The organism is Halorussus amylolyticus, from assembly GCF_004143485.2.
GTDB lineage: Archaea > Halobacteriota > Halobacteria > Halobacteriales > Haladaptataceae > Halorussus > Halorussus amylolyticus.
Window position 1 is genome coordinate 1 of sequence record NZ_ML974135.1, and the last position, 16,617, is coordinate 16,617.

Annotated in this window: 16 protein-coding genes and 1 pseudogene; 5 read left to right on the plus strand and 12 right to left on the minus strand. The window is 64.2% G+C overall.

The window, feature by feature from the left end; all coding sequences use genetic code 11:
• Together EKH81_RS12215 and EKH81_RS12220 are read right to left on the minus strand one after the other, a co-directional pair.
• A pseudogene (locus EKH81_RS12215) lies at positions 1–580 on the minus strand (Fe-S cluster assembly protein SufB); the annotation flags it as partial.
• A 95-nt stretch (positions 581–675) separates the two neighbouring features.
• On the minus strand, positions 676–960 hold the full coding sequence (locus tag EKH81_RS12220) for a Sec-independent protein translocase subunit TatA/TatB (RefSeq protein WP_132058734.1): 285 nt from the start codon (positions 958–960) through the stop codon (positions 676–678).
• A 167-nt stretch (positions 961–1,127) separates the two neighbouring features.
• Between EKH81_RS12220 and EKH81_RS12225 the strand changes: the two genes are divergently transcribed.
• Complete coding sequence (locus tag EKH81_RS12225; RefSeq protein WP_238392176.1) at positions 1,128–1,601, plus strand: DUF7988 family protein; 474 nt, start codon at positions 1,128–1,130, stop codon at positions 1,599–1,601.
• On the opposite strand, the gene EKH81_RS12230 is transcribed toward EKH81_RS12225, so the two are convergent.
• The 3 genes from EKH81_RS12230 to EKH81_RS12240 all read right to left on the minus strand — a co-directional run bounded on the left by EKH81_RS12230 (position 1,576) and on the right by EKH81_RS12240 (position 5,295).
• A complete protein-coding gene (locus tag EKH81_RS12230) occupies positions 1,576–2,973 on the minus strand; it encodes a hypothetical protein (protein WP_132058733.1) in 1,398 nt (465 codons plus the stop codon). The two genes, EKH81_RS12225 and EKH81_RS12230, sit on opposite strands and share 26 nt — an antisense overlap.
• Before the next feature lie 153 nt (positions 2,974–3,126).
• Complete coding sequence (locus EKH81_RS12235; protein WP_162224613.1) at positions 3,127–3,267, minus strand: hypothetical protein; 141 nt, start codon at positions 3,265–3,267, stop codon at positions 3,127–3,129.
• A gap of 96 nt (positions 3,268–3,363) precedes the next feature.
• On the minus strand, positions 3,364–5,295 hold the full coding sequence (locus tag EKH81_RS12240) for an ABC transporter ATP-binding protein (RefSeq protein WP_238392177.1): 1,932 nt from the start codon (positions 5,293–5,295) through the stop codon (positions 3,364–3,366).
• 439 nt (positions 5,296–5,734) lie between these two features.
• On the opposite strand from EKH81_RS12240, the gene EKH81_RS12245 reads away from it, so the two are divergent.
• Entirely contained in the window at positions 5,735–6,289 is a 555-nt protein-coding gene (locus EKH81_RS12245; protein WP_132058732.1) for an NAD(P)/FAD-dependent oxidoreductase, read from the plus strand.
• Between the two features lie 100 nt (positions 6,290–6,389).
• Here the strand turns inward: EKH81_RS12245 and EKH81_RS12250 are convergent, their stop codons facing one another.
• Together EKH81_RS12250 and EKH81_RS12255 are read right to left on the minus strand one after the other, a co-directional pair.
• The gene (locus EKH81_RS12250) at positions 6,390–7,730 is read right to left on the minus strand and encodes a hypothetical protein (protein WP_132058731.1); all 1,341 of its coding nucleotides are present in this window, start codon (positions 7,728–7,730) and stop codon (positions 6,390–6,392) included.
• Complete coding sequence (locus EKH81_RS12255) at positions 7,727–8,320, minus strand: hypothetical protein (RefSeq protein ID WP_202935131.1); 594 nt, start codon at positions 8,318–8,320, stop codon at positions 7,727–7,729. The genes EKH81_RS12250 and EKH81_RS12255 overlap by 4 nt, the downstream gene beginning before the upstream one ends.
• A 420-nt stretch (positions 8,321–8,740) precedes the next feature.
• On the opposite strand from EKH81_RS12255, the gene EKH81_RS12260 reads away from it, so the two are divergent.
• Positions 8,741–9,547: a hypothetical protein gene (locus EKH81_RS12260; RefSeq protein WP_132058729.1), complete on the plus strand. Its 807-nt coding sequence runs from the start codon at positions 8,741–8,743 to the stop codon at positions 9,545–9,547.
• 226 nt (positions 9,548–9,773) lie between these two features.
• Here the strand turns inward: EKH81_RS12260 and EKH81_RS12265 are convergent, their stop codons facing one another.
• Positions 9,774–10,658, minus strand: coding sequence for a hypothetical protein (locus EKH81_RS12265; protein ID WP_132058728.1), 885 nt, complete (start codon positions 10,656–10,658; stop codon positions 9,774–9,776).
• Positions 10,659–10,945: 287 nt separating this feature from the next.
• Here EKH81_RS12265 and EKH81_RS12270 point away from each other — a divergent pair, with 287 nt between their 5' ends.
• The gene (locus EKH81_RS12270; RefSeq protein ID WP_132058727.1) at positions 10,946–11,398 is read left to right on the plus strand and encodes a hypothetical protein; all 453 of its coding nucleotides are present in this window, start codon (positions 10,946–10,948) and stop codon (positions 11,396–11,398) included.
• A 242-nt stretch (positions 11,399–11,640) separates the two neighbouring features.
• Here EKH81_RS12270 and EKH81_RS12275 read toward each other — a convergent pair whose 3' ends face one another.
• Positions 11,641–12,918, minus strand: a complete 1,278-nt coding sequence (locus EKH81_RS12275) for a tyrosine-type recombinase/integrase (protein ID WP_132058726.1) — start codon at positions 12,916–12,918, stop codon at positions 11,641–11,643.
• Between the two features lie 337 nt (positions 12,919–13,255).
• Entirely contained in the window at positions 13,256–13,786 is a 531-nt protein-coding gene (locus tag EKH81_RS12280; RefSeq protein WP_238392178.1) for a DUF6789 family protein, read from the minus strand.
• Between the two features lie 99 nt (positions 13,787–13,885).
• Here EKH81_RS12280 and EKH81_RS12285 point away from each other — a divergent pair, with 99 nt between their 5' ends.
• Entirely contained in the window at positions 13,886–14,083 is a 198-nt protein-coding gene (locus EKH81_RS12285; RefSeq protein ID WP_132058725.1) for a hypothetical protein, read from the plus strand.
• Between the two features lie 28 nt (positions 14,084–14,111).
• Here EKH81_RS12285 and ggt read toward each other — a convergent pair whose 3' ends face one another.
• Both ggt and EKH81_RS12295 read right to left on the minus strand, forming a co-directional pair.
• Positions 14,112–15,779, minus strand: coding sequence for a gamma-glutamyltransferase (gene ggt, locus EKH81_RS12290; protein ID WP_132058724.1), 1,668 nt, complete (start codon positions 15,777–15,779; stop codon positions 14,112–14,114).
• Between the two features lie 83 nt (positions 15,780–15,862).
• Positions 15,863–16,558 (minus strand): DUF7509 family protein, encoded by a 696-nt coding sequence (locus EKH81_RS12295; RefSeq protein ID WP_132058723.1) that lies wholly within the window; start codon positions 16,556–16,558, stop codon positions 15,863–15,865.
• Positions 16,559–16,617 lie beyond the last annotated feature (59 nt).

Sequence of the window (16,617 nt, forward strand, 5' to 3'; positions counted from 1 at the left end):
TCCCGCCACTCCAGACCGCGCCGTGAAGCGCGGCGAATTTGTTGTCGCTCGGGGGGACACAGGAGGTCATGAAGTGTTCTTTGACGAGGTCGGGATGCTCCTTGACGGCCTCGTCCATGTTCATGAATACCACACCTTTGTCCTCCCACTGCTCCTGCATGTTCTGGTAGACGACCTCCGACTCGTACTGCGCGCCGACCCCGGAGAGGGCTTTGCGCTCGGCCTCGGGAATGCCGAGTTTCTCGAAGGTGTCCTGAATCTCCTCGGGCAGGTCGTCCCAACTGTCCGCGCCCTCGCGTTTGTCAACGTCGGGGCGGATGTACGGCACGATTTCCTCGACATCGAGTTTGGTGAGGTCGGGTTGGCCCGGCCAGTCGGTCGGCAGGGGCATGTTCTGGTAGTGTTCGAGCGCGCGCAGCCGCCGCTCGCGCATCCAGTCGGGCTCGTCCTTGTCCTCGCTGATGAGCCGCACGACCTCCTCCGTGAGGCCCTTGTCGGACTTGACCGCGGCGCGCTGTTCTTTCTTGAACTCGAAGCGCTCTTCGGTGTTGGTTTCTTGTAGCTCTTCGTCGGTACTCATGTGGTCGTAGGTGGGTACCGAAGCTCCTTAACTCCGGCGTCAGATTGGGGTTTGAAGTAACCGAAATCGGTTACGTATCCGCGAAAAGTGGCCGTCTACGTGTTCGTCTCGACGTTGGTGTCGGTGTTGGTGTCGGCGTCGGGCGAGCTAACGTCCGATTCGACCGTCTCCACGTCGGGGTCGCTCATCTCGTTCAGTTCCTCTTCTATCTCCTGGCGGCCCTTCTTGAACTCGCCCATCGCTTCGCCGGTAGAACGTGCGAGCTTCGGAATCTTGTTTGCGCCAAACAGCAGGACGGCGATGAGGAGAATCACCATCATCTCCATCCCGCCGGGAATCGGTCCGAACAGTGGAATCATCTGTGCCATCTCTATCTCCATCGTTCCGGGCCTCACTTGTAGGCTTTTCCCCTCGCACGGGTGTTTTCGGTGACCGTTCGCGCGTGAAAATAAACCCGACACTGGACGCCGGCCCGTCCCCGCGCTCGCGGCGCTCGCGCGCCGGTGAAATCCCACTTTTTATTTCGTCTCGCCGAGCGGAGTCAGCCGTGAACGACCCCGCTGCTGCCGCCAATCCCACCGGCCCCGCCGACCCCGCGGAGCGTGCGCGCGAGCACGTTCTCGACGCGCACGCCGGGACGGTCGAAATCGTACTGGCCTGTGCCGATGCGGTCGCGTCGGAGTGGCCCGACGGGTCGGCGACCGACCGAGGCGCGGTCGCCGACCCGCTCCGTCGGGCGCTCGAAGCCGCGGATGCGTGGGCGCGCCTGCCCGACGCACTCGCGGGCGCGGTGCGCGCGGCGGGGTTCTCGCTCTCGGCACCGCCGGTCGCGGCCCCGCCCTACGTCGCGGTCACGAGTCGCGGGCCGGTCCTTCGCGCGACCGTTCCGGCGGGTCGGCTGGTCGTCCTCCTGTGTACGTTCGACGTCGAGCGCGGCGATTCGACTCGGTACGTTCGGGGAGCGACGACGCCCGATTCGGCGGTTCGCGCGACGTTCAAACCGCGACGGGACGCGAGATAATCCAGAGCGACAGCACGGTGTAGCCGACCATCAGTACGGTCAGCGGCGCGTGCGTCCGGCCGATTCGCGAGATTTCGAGTCGCTCGACGACGCCGTGGGCCGCGACCACCGCGACGACGTGGCCCGCAACGACGAGCAGGACTTGCACCGCCCAGAACACGGAGAGCGGGAGCCACGCGAGGGGCGCGATTTCCGGCCCGCCGACCAGTCCCACGAAGTCGCCGAGTCGCGTGAGGACGAACGCCGCGTTGTGCGCGAGTTCGTAGCCGACCGCGATGGGGAGAACCGTCGGCGCGATTGCGAGGGCCGTCGTCGCTCGCGATTCGGCGCGACGACCGCCCTCGCAATCGCTGGCAATCCGTCGGGTCAGGCGCGCGACGCCGACGAACGCCGCGAGGAAGCCGAGGTAGCCGAGCAGGTAGACGACCACGGAAATCGCGGGACCGACTCCGATGGCGTCCCTGACCGCGAAGACGAGCGTCTGGTACTCGGGGGTGCTGGCGAAGCCGTCGAAGCTGACGGTGTACACCGTCGCGACGACGAACGCCGCGAGCGCGCCGGACGCCACCGGGGTCCGGCAGGCGGCCCACGGCGCGCGAACCGAGAGTTCGAGACCGCGCTCGGTCCGGGTTGGCTCCACCGGCGCGACCCGGCCGAACAGTCGATAGAGGACCGCGAGGAAGTCGGCGCGACGGAGCCACTCCGGGCCGAAAACAACGGCTCCGAGGACCATCGCGGTCGCGTAGCCCGCGAGCAGAACCGCGGTCGTCGCGGGGCGACTCGGGACCACGGTCAGATTTTCGAGGACGCCCACGACCACGAGGAAGCCCGCGAGCGCGGGCCAGTCGCCGAGTCGGTCGGGGTAGGACGCGAGCCCGACCCGCCCGCCCTCCAGTCTGGTCAGGCCGTCGTAGAGGGTTCGCCACGGCGAGAGATGGGGCCACGGGTCGCCGACGAGCGCGGCCACGACCGCGAGGCCCTTCAGCCAGAGCGCCCACACGAACACGGTCGCGACGTTCTCGGCGGGCGTCTGCGTTCCGAACAGGCCGACGAACAGCGCGCCGACGAACGCGAGCAGGAAGCCGACGCGCGCCACTGTCCGAATCGCGTCGGCGACCCAGTGAGATACGACGACCGAGCGGGCCGAACCGACCGACTGGGTCGCGCCGACTGACCGACCGGACATCGAGAGGAGGACGGCGGTGAGCGCCACCGTCGTTCCCGCCCCCGCGTACAGCAGACCGAGCGGAATCGGCGCTTCGAACCGCGTCGTCACGGTGTGGGCGCTGGCGACACCCGAAAGCCCAAGGAGCGCGACGACCGCGAGGGTCGCGGCGAACGAGCGACCGGCGAGTCTGCGAGACGACGCCATGTTCGACTCTCGCCGCCCGGCGGCAAAAGGCGCGTCGGTGTCGGTCCGCGAGTGCGCCCGCACCGCGGGCGCACTCGCGGGCGGAGGCCAGCCACCCGTGAATCCGCCCTCGAAAAACACCGGAAACGCCGGTGTCGGCTTCGGACCCGCGGCTCAGTTGAGCCGCGGGTCCGGAGCCGCTATCTCGGTGCCACACCGGGGACAGACGTACCTCGACCCGCCCTCGACCGCGAACTTCCGGGTCGGGCCGACGTACCAGCAGTTCGGACACCGGCGGACGGGAAGTTTGAGCATCCGGTCGCTCAGACACCGCGCGCCATGAAAGGCCTTCCCCCGAAAGACACCGGAAACGGTGGTGTCGGTCGCTGTGCGCTCGGTGCACTTCTTCGCTCACGGCGCGAACTCGAACTCGCCGTCCTCGCCCGCCGGTTCGGACTCGACCGTCGCGCCCCTGTCGGCGACTCGCGCGAGGAACTCCGGCGGGAGGTCGTCCACGTCGCCGACGTGGACCCGCCAGAGGTTCGCGTACAGGCCCTCGCGCGCGAGGAGTTGGTCGTGGGTGCCCCGCTCGGCGACCCGTCCCTCGTCGAGGACCACGATTTGGTCGGCGTCACGAACCGTCGAGAGTCGGTGGGCGATGGCGAACGTGGTCCGGTCGGCCGCGAGCGCGCCGAGGCTCCGCTGGATGAGCGCCTCGGTTTCGGCATCGACGTGGCTCGTCGCCTCGTCGAACACGAGGATGTCGGGGTCCTTGAGAACCGCCCGCGCGATGGCAATGCGCTGGCGCTGGCCGCCCGAGAGTTTGACGCCGCGCTCGCCGACCTCGGTGTCGTAGCCCTCCGGGAGATTCTGGACGAACTCGTGGGCTTCGGCGGCTTTCGCGGCCGCTTCGATTTCCCCGCTGTCGGCATTGAAGCTCCCGTAGGCGATGTTCTCGGCGACGGTGCCGTCGAACAGGAACGGCTCTTGGCTCACGTACCCTACGGTGCGACGGAGGCTCTGCGCGCTCACGTCCCGAACGTCGGTGCCGTCGATGCGAATCGCGCCCTCGTCGGGGTCGTAGAGCCTGAGCAGGAGCTTGAGGAGGGTGGACTTCCCTGCACCGGTCGGGCCGACGACGCCCACCGTCGAACCGCCCGGTACGTCGATGTCCACGTCCGAGATGGTCGGTTCGTCGGCGTCGGCGTCGTCGTAGCCGAAGGTCACGCCGTCGAACTCGACGGCCCCCTCGGTCACGGTGAGGTCGGGCGCGTCGTCGCGCTCTGAGAGGACGGTCTCCTCGTTCAGCAGGTCGTAGACGCGGGCGCTCGACGCTTCGGCGCGCTGGTAGCCGTTGATAATCTGGCCGAACTGGGCGATGGGCCAGATGAACTGCTGGGTGTAGATGACGAAGGTGACGAACTCGCCGGGCGTGAGCGACCCAGAGAGGAACAGCGGCGGGCCGACCAGCACCCAGTACCCCCCGACCGCGAAGGTGAGCGCGAACCCCAGTCCCGAGACGACAGAGAGCGTCGGGAAGAACGTGATTCGGGTGCGAATCGCGTCCCAGTTGGCGTCGAAGTACTCCCGGGAGGCGTCGGCGAATCGCTCGGCCTCGAACCGCTCGGTGCTCTCGGTCAGGATGGTCTCCATCCCGCCGAGGTTGTTTTCGAGGCGGGTGTTGAGCGCGCCGACGCTGGCGCGCATTCTGGCGTACTTCGGCTGGACGATGCCGACGAACCGATAGGTGAACAGCGCCAGCACCGGCACCGGGACGAGCGCGATGAGCGCCAACTGGGGGTTCAGCGCGACCATAATCGCGCCGATGCCCGCCACGACGACGAGGATGCGGAGCGCCGCGCTCACGCCGTCGTTCAAAAAGGATTCGAGCTGATTCACGTCGTTGCTCAGTACGCTCATGAGTTCGCCGGTCCGGCGCTCCTCGAAGAAGGCCATGTCGAGCGACTGGACTCGGTCGTAGGCCGCGGTTCGGAGCGCGTGCTGGACGTTCTGCGCGAAGGCGTTCCACCCCCAACTCTGGAGCCACGAGACGGCTCCGCCGAGAACCGTCGCGCCGACCAGAATCCCTATCGAGAAGAGGAGTTGGTCGGTCGTCCCGGTCGGAATCCACTCGCCGGGCACGAGCGGGAGCCGGTACGGTCCCGCGCCGAGAAACACCGCGTCTATCGTCACCCCGACCACGAGCGCCGGAAGCAGTCCGAGCAGCCGAGAGACGATAGTTCCCACGACTCCGACGGCCCCGTATCGGGCGTTCGGGCGTCCGAATTCGGTGTAGAGACGCCACATCGGGCGGTCGGCGGGCGAGTCGTCGGTTGCGTCCATCGGTGGTGGTAAGCGGTCAGTCGTTATGTGTCGTTCGTCGGGAACGCTACCCGAATCGCCCGGTGAATCGTCTGCCGAGAAACGGCCGGTGACACAACCCACCGAAAATAGACAGTGACGCAAACCACCGCGAACCGCCCGACAACACAGTTCACCGGAACGCGCTCGGTGTATCATTCTCGGGGGTGGGAATGAAAGGGGCCGCCCGGTCGCGCTTGCCTTGGTCGTCTCTGCGGGCCAGTATTTCCGTGCGGGTGTTGCTGAGAGCGCGGAAATATCCCGCAGAGCGACCGCGACCGGGCGGGGGCTTTCGAAGTCCGATTTACTGAGTTTATGCGATTTCTAACGTAAGTGAACAGCAAGTCGTCTCGCCATCCCCAAACCGGCAGAACCGAGCGCGGACCCAGTACTTACGTCGCTCGCGGACCACTTCCGAGGTATGCCCACAGTAGCAATCGTCGGCGGCGGCCCCGCTGGACTCAGTACCGCCCTGTTCACCGCGAAGAACGACCTCGATACGGTCGTGTTCGACACCGACGAGACGTGGATGCACAAGGCGAGACTGTACAATTACCTCGGCATCGACGAAATCGACGGAAGCGAGTTCGTCGAGAAGGCCCGCTCGCAGGTCGAGCGCTTCGACGGCGACCTTCGGGTCGGCGAGGAGGTCACGGGCGTCGAGCAAGACGGCGACGGTTTCGCGCTCACCACGGACGACGGCGAGTACGACGCCGAGTACGTGGTGTTCGCCACCGGGACCGACACCGACCTCGCCGAATCGCTCGACTGCGCCACGACCGACGAGGGTCTCGTGGACGTGAATCTCCAGATGCAGACGAGCGTCGAGAACGCCTACGCCGTCGGGTCGATGATTCGCAATCAGACCTGGGAGGCCATCATCTCGGCGGGCGACGGCGGTGCGGCCGCGCTCGACATCCTGAGCACCGAAGCGGGCGAACCGGTCCACGACTTCGACACGCCCGACAGCGAGTAGGCAGTCCTCCTTACGCCCCGTATCTTCCGCGCTCCGATTCTCACACCTCCGATTCCCTCTGTCCCGCCGTTCACACATCACGAACGGATTCGACCGAATCTCAGACGGTCGTTCGAATCAGGTCGCCGACCTCCGCCGTAGTCGGCGGCGTGGCCCGAGCTATCGAGTCCACGAGAACGTACTGACCGAGTTCGCGAGTGAGCCACTCGACCGAGATGTCGTCGTCTGTGTCGTGGCGTTCGAGTCGGTCGTCGGCGTACTCGATACCGGCCGCGGCGTCCGCGAGAATGTGTCGGCCGAGGTTCGGATTCGACCCCGACTCGACCGCCGCTTCGACCGACTGAATCGCGCCGTTCCGAAGGTCTCGAACGTCGCCCGCGCTCTCGACGGTCACGTAGTCGCCGTCCTCGGCGCGCTCGCGGAGCGATTCGAACGCCCGAATGCGGACCAGCGTCTCGTGGACGGAGCGGACGGCACTCGCGTACTGACCCGTCTCGCGCTCTCCTTCGACTCCGTGGGCGTAGTCGATGGGGTGGAGGAGGTCGCTCAGCGCCGAAGCGACCGGCGTGTCCTCGATGTCGCGGTCCACGAGCGACGACGCGCCTCCGGAGTGGTCGTGAGGGACGGCCTCGCGCCGGTCGTCGAGTAGTCCCGAGAGCGACTTCACGGCGGTTTCAAGCCCGTTTCGAACGTCTCGCGTCTCGTCGAGCGACGACTCGTATCGGTCGAAGAGGTATCCGGCGTCGTCGAGCGCGGCGCGCGCGTGTTCGACTTGCCCCGCGAACTCACCAATCGTCACCGGGTTCTCGGGTTCGTTGTCGCTCCGTCTGACACCGCTTTGGACCTGTCGAACTGCGGACGCCACCAATTCCTCGATTCGCGCGTGGGCTACCACCGCGCGAATCGAGTCGTCGCCGACGTAGCGCCACCGGCCGCGGAACGTCTCGACGCCGTTTCGGACCTCGGACGCAATCTCTCGCACGTCCCCGCTCGTGAGGCCGCTGTCGATGGTCTTCCACCCCGCCGCGACCGCTCGGGCGGACTCGCGCGCCCCTCGAATCTCGGCCGCCGATTCGACGCCTGTCTCCGCACGTTCCGCCCGTTCGAGGTGTTCGTTCGCTTGCTCGTGCATGGACGTGAGTTCCGCCCGAATCGCACCGTTTGGAATCTCGTCGGCGTCGAACGGCGCGGGAACCGATTCGAGGTCGTCCCGAGCGCGGGCCGCCGTCGCGTCGAGGTGCGACTGCTCGATGCGAACCGGGAACCGCTCGGACACGGTCGGAACGTCGCCCGAAATCGCATCGCGAAGGTCGTCACCGTCGATTTCCGGCGGGTCGTCCTCGAAGAAGTCGCTTCCGAAGCCGCCACATCCGGCGAGGGTCGCGCTCCCCGCGAGCGCCAAAAAGCCGCGCCGGGTGGCGGCCGACCTGTCACGCGTCATCGACCGTCCTCCGTGGTTTCGGTGGTGTTTGCGGTCCCGCTGGTCTCTGCCGTCTCGGTCGTGCTGGTCGCGGATTTCGGGCCGAGGTCGGGCGCTTCGGTCGTGGCCCTCTCCTCGCGGGGGCGCTCGCGCCGACAGCCGCTGCTGCTCCACCCCGACCCGTGGCTGTTGACGTGCTCGGGGTCGATTCGTTCGGGAATGCGAATGAGGGTCGAAACCGACACTCTGGCGTCCGCGTCGCACGACACGTCGGCATCGCGGTATCCGCCACCGTACTGTGTGTCGATATCGGTGTCGGACCACGTCACCGAACAGAGTTCGAGGGTCTGACACTCGCCGACCGGGCGAGTTTCGACGTAGAGCGTCTCGGCGTCGAAGTCGGTGTTCGCCACGAACTTGCGGGCTTCGTCCGCACCATCGACGTCGCCGAACCACACGCGGGCGGCTTCGCCCTCCGTCGCGACGAATCCGCTCCGGCGTCCGCTCTCCGGGCGCGTTTCGGGCGGTGATTCGGCCGTCGTCTCGTCGTTCGAGTCGTCTTCGTCGGTGGGAAGTACGACGGGTGATTCCTCGCCGGAGTCTCGGAGCATACGGTGGTCGGGAACCGGTCCGTCGTTCGGTCGATTCGAATTCGTCGCCGTTGCCGACGATGAAGACGACTGCTCTATCGACTCTCCGCACCCTGCCATCGCCGTCAGGAGGCCGACGGTGCCGTGGAGGAGGCGTCTGCGAGTGGTAGGGACCATGTTATTTGTCGTTCGGTGACAGAATATGAAGCTCCCGAATTCGACCGGTTTCGTGGTTACCGACATAGCGAATTATTTGAATTATTTCAAATATATGTAAATTTAGACATCGAAATTAAATATTGACTATTCGCATACATAAATTTATAATGGTGTAGTATTTCTATTTTCATTGCAATGGAAGATAAAAATAATATTACGCGACGGAAAACCCTCTCGGCTACTGCCGGAATCGGCAGTGCGTTAGTCGGAGTTCCGGCCGTCGTGGCAGGCGACCCGAGCGGAAACGAAAATTCGGACGACCCGTCGGTAGCAGAACTCAAGGAATCGCTCCGAGAGTCCGAACACATAGTCGCGGAACCGGAGGCGTACCATCGGTTTACCGAAGAGTCGGTCTCCTTCGACTCTCTCAGTGCTTCCGACCTTCCCGACGACCCCGAAATCTACTTCGGGGAGTACAAGAATGCGGAAGCACCGTCGGGTAAGTACGTCGAAGTTGGAAGTCCGACCGAACTGCAACAGCGCGACGTTCCCCTAGCCCTGCAGGGAGAAGCTGAGAGTCGTGTTGTTGGAGAGAACAACGTCGTAGAACCGGAGGTTAGCGACTTCTTCTACGTGGAAGGAGACGTCGGCTCGGCGACCCTCGAAGCCCACGGTCACGGTATCACCGTCGATGTGGCCGTCGGTGCCGGTCTCACAATCGACCTGATAACTTCGGACCTTCAGGTCGGTGCTACCCTCTCGATGGACATCACGTTCACCGTCAACGGGGTCAGCTTCACCGTGAGTCCCGTAAGCTTTGGCGTGTCCGCAGGACCGAGCGACAGAGATGGATACTGCATCGGTCCGATAGGTATCGATTGGGGGTACCTGCCCGGCGGAGAAGTCGAACTGTGCGGGTCCTTCCAAATCAACTCACATCCCAACGGCGAAATCAGCCTCGTCTTCTCGGTCGGCGGGCTCGATGTCTGTGCGGACCCGTGTCCGGGAATCAACTGTCCCGTTTGTGCGTCGGTGGTGGCGAGTTCGATCAGCTTCGAGACTCCCAGCTTCGACCCGAACCCCTTCTAGCGTTCGTCGGACGACCGGGAACCTTCTAGTCGTCCAAACGCTTTCCAGAATTTTTCGGACGATGCGAACGCATCAGTGTTGTCACCTACGATTCTGGGACTCCGGTGTGGTTTAGACTACTGTTTTCTGACCGCGCATCGGCTCTGTCGCGGTCTCGCGTACGACTGCGTTCCACGGGCAGTGAGTGCTCTGCCCGGGCCGATGCGAAGCGTGCAAATTACCGGATTCACCCGGACGTGGAGAACGCGAGTATCAAGAAGACGACGAGGAGGGCGGCAAAGGTAGCGACGTACCCGAGAGCCACGCGTCCCGATAGTTCAATCGTCTCGGATGGCTCCGACGGCGTAAACCATGCGGCGTATCCCCCGGGGTCCGGCATCTGTTCTGCACGGTATCGACCCCACTCCAGACCGAGTTTCACCGCGAGGAACGAACCGGCCCACAGCACGTCGAATCCCCACGTGGGAAGTATCGACCCTGTGAGCACACTGACCGAGAGCGAGTAAAACAGTACCAGAGGAAGAGACAACACGTACACGAGGATGAACCGAACCGGTAGTTCGAGGGTCATGTACGCCGACAGTTCTTCGTATCGCTTACTTCGAATGTAACGACGGTGAATAGTGACTACGTGGGTGCCGAGTATGCCCAGTCCGACCCCGAAGACGACCGGCGATGTGAACGCCGAGAAGGCCGATAGAAATTCGGCGATGTCTCCGGCCCCGCCGCGTATCCCCAAATCCGGGTCGCCCGCCAGTCCGCTCGCTCCGAACACCACGACGACGAACGTCACGAAGAGCACCGTTGGAAGTACAACTCTCAGATTTCGGGTGTAAATCGGCGGGAGAGACCGAGCGATAGACCGAGGCGCTTCGCTCCAGTATCCGTCCCCAATTGTCCCCGGAAGAAGCGTGGACTCGCGCTCCTCGACGGTGCTCTCCGACTGTGCGAACATCGCGTAGCCGCTGTAGACGAGCAACAACGCCACTACATCGAACCAGTAGAGTAGTCCGAGCGTCATAAACTCCAAGTCGAACAGAAAATACCCTACTAGTGGTAGTAGATTGGCAATTCCTATCAGTCCGAAATCGAGGATGTCACTTTTGTCCATCTCTCTGGCTAGTATTTATATGCCTATGTACGGCGGATAATAGTATCGGTTGAGAACCCCCAGCCGATTGCTGCACTATATCTGTCTCGTATGGTCTGGCACTCTTCAGATGGTCTGCAGGACGAGGTGGTCGAACGATGGCGCAAACGCATTCATGTTAAAATGGGTACGACCGTCTGACGACCTCGTCCGCGTCCTCGAATAGACTCGTATCGACCGACTTCGAGGGGAAAACGGACGTTTCACTTTACCCAAAACACTTGTACATCAGTTACTAACCCAACCATATGAGGCGGCGCGAGGTTTTCGCCGGTATCGGGGCCGTCGCTCTCACCGCTGGCTGCCTCGGCGACACGACCGGAGCACCGGAAACGACCGACGAGGGGGACCGAGAGACGGCCCGGAAGGGGGCCGACGAGGATGCGGCGGACAGCGAGTCCGCCGAGGGCAAACTGAAGGAGATGCCCGCAGATATGGACGAGATAGAGTACCGAGAGAGATACTTCGCGCGGACCCACGAGACGCCGACATGGGCTGAATCTCAGGAACGACCTTTCGGGAACCTAGAGCTGTACGATTCAGCCGATTGGGCTCGCGAGGCCCTCCCGTTCGAGGCGGTCGCGGATGGGCGGGAAGACGAACTCCGCGAGTTCGTCGACGGGACCGACTTCGGCCGCTCACGGCTCCTCTATGTGGTCGCGGTCGGACTGGGGACAAGCGACCTCGTGACGGGAGTCTAATAGCTCGGCGTTCACGACGACAGAATCGTCGGTACCGCAACGATACGAAACGGCGAGGAGGGCGATTCGATGGATATGTACGCGTCCACGCTCGTGCGCGCCACATTTGACGAGGACGCCCATCTCCCCGACCGAGCGGTGCTATCAGTCGCTTCGTACAACGCTAGAACGGGTGTTGTCGAAGCGACAACAGACGGGAGCAACTAGCGACGCGGAGAAAATATGATATAGCGTTTTTCAGTTTATTTGCGGCCCTCGAACGCCGCTCGAAGCTCCTCCTGCATGAACTCCCGGCGGACCTTCCGCGCGCGCTCGTCCGAGAGATAGTTCGACATGACCACGCGCGGGTCGTCGCTCCCCTGCTCGGCAGCGATGTCTTCCAGTCCCTCCAGCACCGCTTCCAGGACCGAGGTGTACGTGTCGTACCAGAATCGGCGACAGAGCTGCGGACTCGGGCGCTCGCCGTCGATTTCCTCAGGGAGTCCCGCACGGTCCGCGAGGTCGCGGAACCACGCCCAGACGCGCTCGCGGGTCACGTGCGGGTCCGCGCCCTGCCGCGACGGAAAGAGGTGACCCGACCAGGTCTCGCGGTCGGCGAGTTCGTCGAGTCGGGCGTCGAGCGCGTCCAATCCGTAGACGACGTTGACCTCGCCCGGCCCGTTCTTTCGCTCCTCGAACGCGACGTACGGCACCTCGTCGTCGGCCACGTCGCGGACGATTTGGGAGACGTGAAGCCGTGCGACTTCGTTCGCGCGCAGGCCCCACGCCGCGAGCGCGACGACCAGCAGGCGTTCGCGGGGCGAGTCGGCCGTGCCGACGAGCGCCCGGACGTGCCCGGCCGCGAGCGGCGACGGGTCAGAGTTCTCGGCTTGCCACCGGAATTCGTCGTACAGTCCCGTCGCGGGGTTGACTGCGGCGAGGCGGCGGCCGACGAGGTGCTGGTACCAGTCGTCCACTACCCCTCGAACGCGCGCTTTGGTCCGCGCGCTGTACGAGCGACCGTCGAGCCAGTCGAACGCGGCGTAACACGCGCTGACTGCCTCGTGGGTTGGAGTCTCGCTGCCGATGGCGACCGGCGAGAGCAGGTCGTCTGCGTCGTTCGCCGCGCGATACGCCCGGACGTAAAGATTCAGGCGACGGCGCTTGGTTTCGATTGACGACTCGCGGAGCGAGTGTCGGGTACGCCGCCGGTCGAGGAACGTTTCGAGCGCGTCCCGCGTGTCGGCGTGGTCGGTCGCCCAATCGTACCCCTCATCGCCGCCGAGACCGAGGTCCTCGCGCCAGAAGTCGCCGAACGACCGGCCGTGGTGTCGTCGCAGGGCGGCGAGAAACCCCCTGAGTCCGCGGTCGCGAAACCACTGGTGGGTCGGTCTGTGAGTTTCGGGGTCGTATCCCTCGACTTCGAGGCGAGGTGCGACGGTCCCCCAGTAGAGGCTCTGGAAATCCGCGAGCGAGAGCGTCGTCCAGCGAACGTCGCCGAAGGGCCCCGAGTCGGTCGTTTCGGTGGGTTTCTCGGTCACGGCGGCCCTCCCGAGCGTGTTTCGATTTCGAGTCGCGTCCGTCGCGGGAGTCCGCTCGATTCCCGACGTTGGAATTTTAAGGCGGCCATACGCGGGCGTTTCGGCAGATATATCTTATTAGTTATGGTTTCGTGGGGATAACGGGCGGCAAGGGCCTGTTAGACCCACGGATTTCGTCGGCTAAATCGGCGTGGCCGGTATAAATCCTTTACCGCTATACGAAATCCGGGGTCGCATGTGGCCGGAGAGACCTGAACGAACAGCGTCCAGAGTCCTTGGCAAGGCCATTCATATCAATTCGGTACTCAAATTGCGGCTCAATCGGAGAGCGCGGCGCTCAGACCAGCGTATCCGGACGGTCCCCGAGGTAGTCGAACACCGCGCCGAGCGTGAATCCGTACGAGAAGTGCGCGCCGAGGGTCAACACGAGGTAGAGGACAAGCGCGAGTCCGGTGTACCCCTCGTAGAAGGCGGGCGCGAACCCGGTCCAGAGGACGAACCCGTAGGGAAGCCCCTTCGTCGCGTACTTCTCGCCGGGCAGGTACGACCCGATTGACGCGAACAGGAGCGGCCACATCACCATGCCGGTCAGCAGGAACAGCACGTAACCGACCGCGGCCGGGTTCGGCGCGAACAGCGCGTCGAGACCCGTGAGTTCGGCGAGCGTGGCGAACGACCCGAGTTCGAACGCGTCGAGCGACCTAGCGATGAGCAGTCCCACGGTCAGCGCAGCGGTGCCGACGAGACCACCGACTGCGCCGATGAGTCCGTCGGTGACGATGCCGCTCAGGTGGTCGAAGTCCGGTTCCCCGGTTTCGGAAGTCTCGTCGCTCACGGATACCCCCATATCGCGTTCCTCCCCATCCATGTGATTTACCACCACGCGAGAGTGCAAAAGTGTTCTCCGAGCGCGGGTCCCAATCTTCGCGCCGCAACCGCAAAGTCGGTCTCGCCCGTTCGTCGAGACATGGCTCGACAGACTCAGGCCGACGCCGGGCGGTCGCTGGTCGAACGCGTGACGCTCCTCGCACTGACGTTCGCGGTCGGCTACGTCCTCGGCTCCCGAACCGGAAGAGACGCTGACGCGTGGGAAGACGCCGACCGCGAGCCGACTCGAATCACCATCGACGACGCCGAGGAATCGACCGAAGAGACCGAGGAGTAATTCGGAGGAGCCGTCAGTAGCGTCCGGGCTAGAAGCCGTGCGCGGTGCCGTCCTTCCGGGGTTCGGTCGCGCCCGAGAGCACGTCGTCGTCGCCCGATTCGAGGCGGGTAATCTGTGCGCCGCCGAACGAGACCGGCGGGAGGACGCGCACGTCGTGGCCCATGCGCGCGAGTTTCGACTGGACGTTGCCGTCCATCCGGCCCTCGACCGCGAGCGACCCGTCCTCGCGGTAGCGCCACCGCGGTTGGTCGAGTGCGGCCTGAAGGGGCATGTCGTAGTCCACGATGTTCGAGATGACCTGCACGTGGCCTTGCGGTTGCATGTAGCCGCCCATCACGCCGAACGCGGCCCAGTCGTCGTCGCCGAAGTTGGCGACGGCGGGAATCAGCGTGTGGAACGGGCGCTTGCCGGGTTCGAGGTGGTTCGGGTGGTCGGGGTCGAGCGAGAACGACGACCCCCGGTTCTGGAGCGCGATGCCGGTGTCGCCAGCGACGAGACCCGACCCGAAACCGGCGAACCGGGAGTTGATGTACGAGACGACGTTGCCCTCGTCGTCGGCGACGGTCAGCAGCACCGTGTCCGCGTCCTCGGCGTTCGACCCCGGCACGCCGAACGAAACGTCGCTAGCGGTGTCGCCGATGTCAGCGGCGCGCTCGGCCGCGTACGATTTGGATTCGAGCGGTGGAATCTCCTCGTACTCGGGGTCGGTGATGTAGCGGTGGCCGTCGTGGAACGCGCGCTTGGTGGCCTCCGCGAAGTAGTGGACGCGCTCGGGCGAACCGACGGGGTGGTCGCCCGCGCCGATTTCCTCCGCGATGTTGAGCGCCTCCAAGGCGATGAGACCCTGATTGTTCGGCGGGAGTTCGTAGATTTCCGCGCCGTTGTAGGTGGTCGAGACGGGGTCCAAAAATTCGGGTTCGAAGTCAGCGAGGTCAGAGACGGTCATGAAGCCGCCGTGTTTCTGGACCTCCGCCGCGATTTGCTCGGCGATGTCGCCCTCGTACACCACGTCAGCCCCTTCGTCTGCGATTTTCTGCATCGATTCGCCGAGGCGGGGGAGTCGTGCGACTTCGCCGACCTTCGGCGCGCGACCGTCCATCAGGTACGCTTCGCGGGCGTTCTCGTCGGTGAAGAGGTCCTCCGCGCCCGACCAGTAGGAGGCGATGACCTCCGAAACGGGGTAGCCCTCGGTGGCGTACTCGATGGCCGGGCCGAGCGCGTCGGCGAGCGAGAGACGGCCGAGTTCTTCGATTGTCGTCTCCCACCCGCGGGCCGTACCGGGAATCGTGACCGCGTGGGGACCGTAGAACGGCATCCCGGCGTCTTCGGTGTCGTCCACCGCGTATCCGCCGTCGTCGGGGTAGTACTCCGAGAGGTCGTCTTTCTTTCGCAGGGCTTCGCGGACGTTCTCGATGGTCGCGTCGGCGGGCGCGCCCCCGCACGACCGCATCGCGCCGACCTCGCCGTCGGCGGTCCGGTAGAGCGCGAACACGTCGCCGCCGAGACCCGTGCTCGTGGGTTCGACTACGTTGAGCGCCGCGGCGGTCGCCACCGCAGCGTCGAAGGCGTTGCCGCCCTCCCGCAACATCTGGACGCCCGCCTCGGCGGCGAGCGGTTGGCTCGTGGCAACGAGACCGTTCGGGGCGTACGTCGTAGAGCGTCGAGACGTGAATCTGTCGAGGTCGGGGTCGGGCATGGGTAGGAGTAGCGTGGCAGGGGTCAAAAACGGCCGGGAAGGGGCAGTGTGGGCCAGAAAACGCTGAGAATTGATGGTTTGGACTACGGAGTGTCCGACATCGGAACGACGTAGGACTCGATGAAGTCCACTATTTTGTCGATTAGGTCTTCTCTGTCGGTGAAGTATTTGAATCGAAGGTCGTACGCGTCGTCCATCTCGTCGATTGACGCGCTACTAAATTTCGGGTCGTACGTGTTCGTTCCGTTCGTACTTTTTTCGGCCTCTGCGAGGATGGCAAACGTTCTCGGGTCCCGTTCTCTATCGTCACGGGAGCGTAGCTGAAAATGTTCCGGGATTGCACCGGCTTCGGCTCCTGTACCCGTCGTGAGACCCGCTTTCGTGAAAATAAACGCGTTTCCATCGCTCGCTTCTGCAAATGCGACTGACTGGTCGATGACAGCCATTCCCAGTTCGTCCAAGTCGTTACGCACTACCTCTTGCTTGGTGGGAATCTGGACATCGCTTGCGATGAACGCCGTCGTGGCCGTTTCCTCGGAGACACGTCTGGAAATTGTGCGCAGAGTGGCTTCGATTTTGTCCGGGGCTACTTCGTCAGCGGTCGGGGCAAGGGGGTCGCTTGGTAGTGGATACCCCCGATCTGGGTAGAGGTACGAAGGGTCGAGGAGCCGATACGGCCCCATGAGGAATACGAATATGTCTGTCGGGTCCGCGTCAGGAATGGAGTCCGCGATGATGTTCGTCACATCTGTTTCCTCGTATTCCGTTAGTTCGTTCATCTCGTCTTCGAGGTGTAATCACTACTAATTAAAACGAATGATTCGGTAGGTGTCTTAAC

Excerpts from the sequence above, each read along its gene's own strand:
- EKH81_RS12220 (WP_132058734.1), bottom strand. The coding sequence starts at position 960 with ATGGAGATAGAGATGGCACAGATGATTCCACTGTTCGGACCGATTCCC.
- EKH81_RS12230 (WP_132058733.1), bottom strand. The coding sequence starts at position 2,973 with ATGGCGTCGTCTCGCAGACTCGCCGGTCGCTCGTTCGCCGCGACCCTC.
- EKH81_RS12235 (WP_162224613.1), bottom strand. The coding sequence starts at position 3,267 with ATGCTCAAACTTCCCGTCCGCCGGTGTCCGAACTGCTGGTACGTCGGC.
- EKH81_RS12240 (WP_238392177.1), bottom strand. The coding sequence starts at position 5,295 with ATGGACGCAACCGACGACTCGCCCGCCGACCGCCCGATGTGGCGTCTC.
- EKH81_RS12245 (WP_132058732.1), top strand. The coding sequence starts at position 5,735 with ATGCCCACAGTAGCAATCGTCGGCGGCGGCCCCGCTGGACTCAGTACC.
- EKH81_RS12250 (WP_132058731.1), bottom strand. The coding sequence starts at position 7,730 with ATGACGCGTGACAGGTCGGCCGCCACCCGGCGCGGCTTTTTGGCGCTC.
- EKH81_RS12255 (WP_202935131.1), bottom strand. The coding sequence starts at position 8,320 with ATGCTCCGAGACTCCGGCGAGGAATCACCCGTCGTACTTCCCACCGAC.
- EKH81_RS12265 (WP_132058728.1), bottom strand. The coding sequence starts at position 10,658 with ATGGACAAAAGTGACATCCTCGATTTCGGACTGATAGGAATTGCCAAT.
- EKH81_RS12270 (WP_132058727.1), top strand. The coding sequence starts at position 10,946 with ATGAGGCGGCGCGAGGTTTTCGCCGGTATCGGGGCCGTCGCTCTCACC.
- EKH81_RS12280 (WP_238392178.1), bottom strand. The coding sequence starts at position 13,786 with ATGGATGGGGAGGAACGCGATATGGGGGTATCCGTGAGCGACGAGACT.
- EKH81_RS12285 (WP_132058725.1), top strand. The coding sequence starts at position 13,886 with ATGGCTCGACAGACTCAGGCCGACGCCGGGCGGTCGCTGGTCGAACGC.
- ggt (WP_132058724.1), bottom strand. The coding sequence starts at position 15,779 with ATGCCCGACCCCGACCTCGACAGATTCACGTCTCGACGCTCTACGACG.
- EKH81_RS12295 (WP_132058723.1), bottom strand. The coding sequence starts at position 16,558 with ATGAACGAACTAACGGAATACGAGGAAACAGATGTGACGAACATCATC.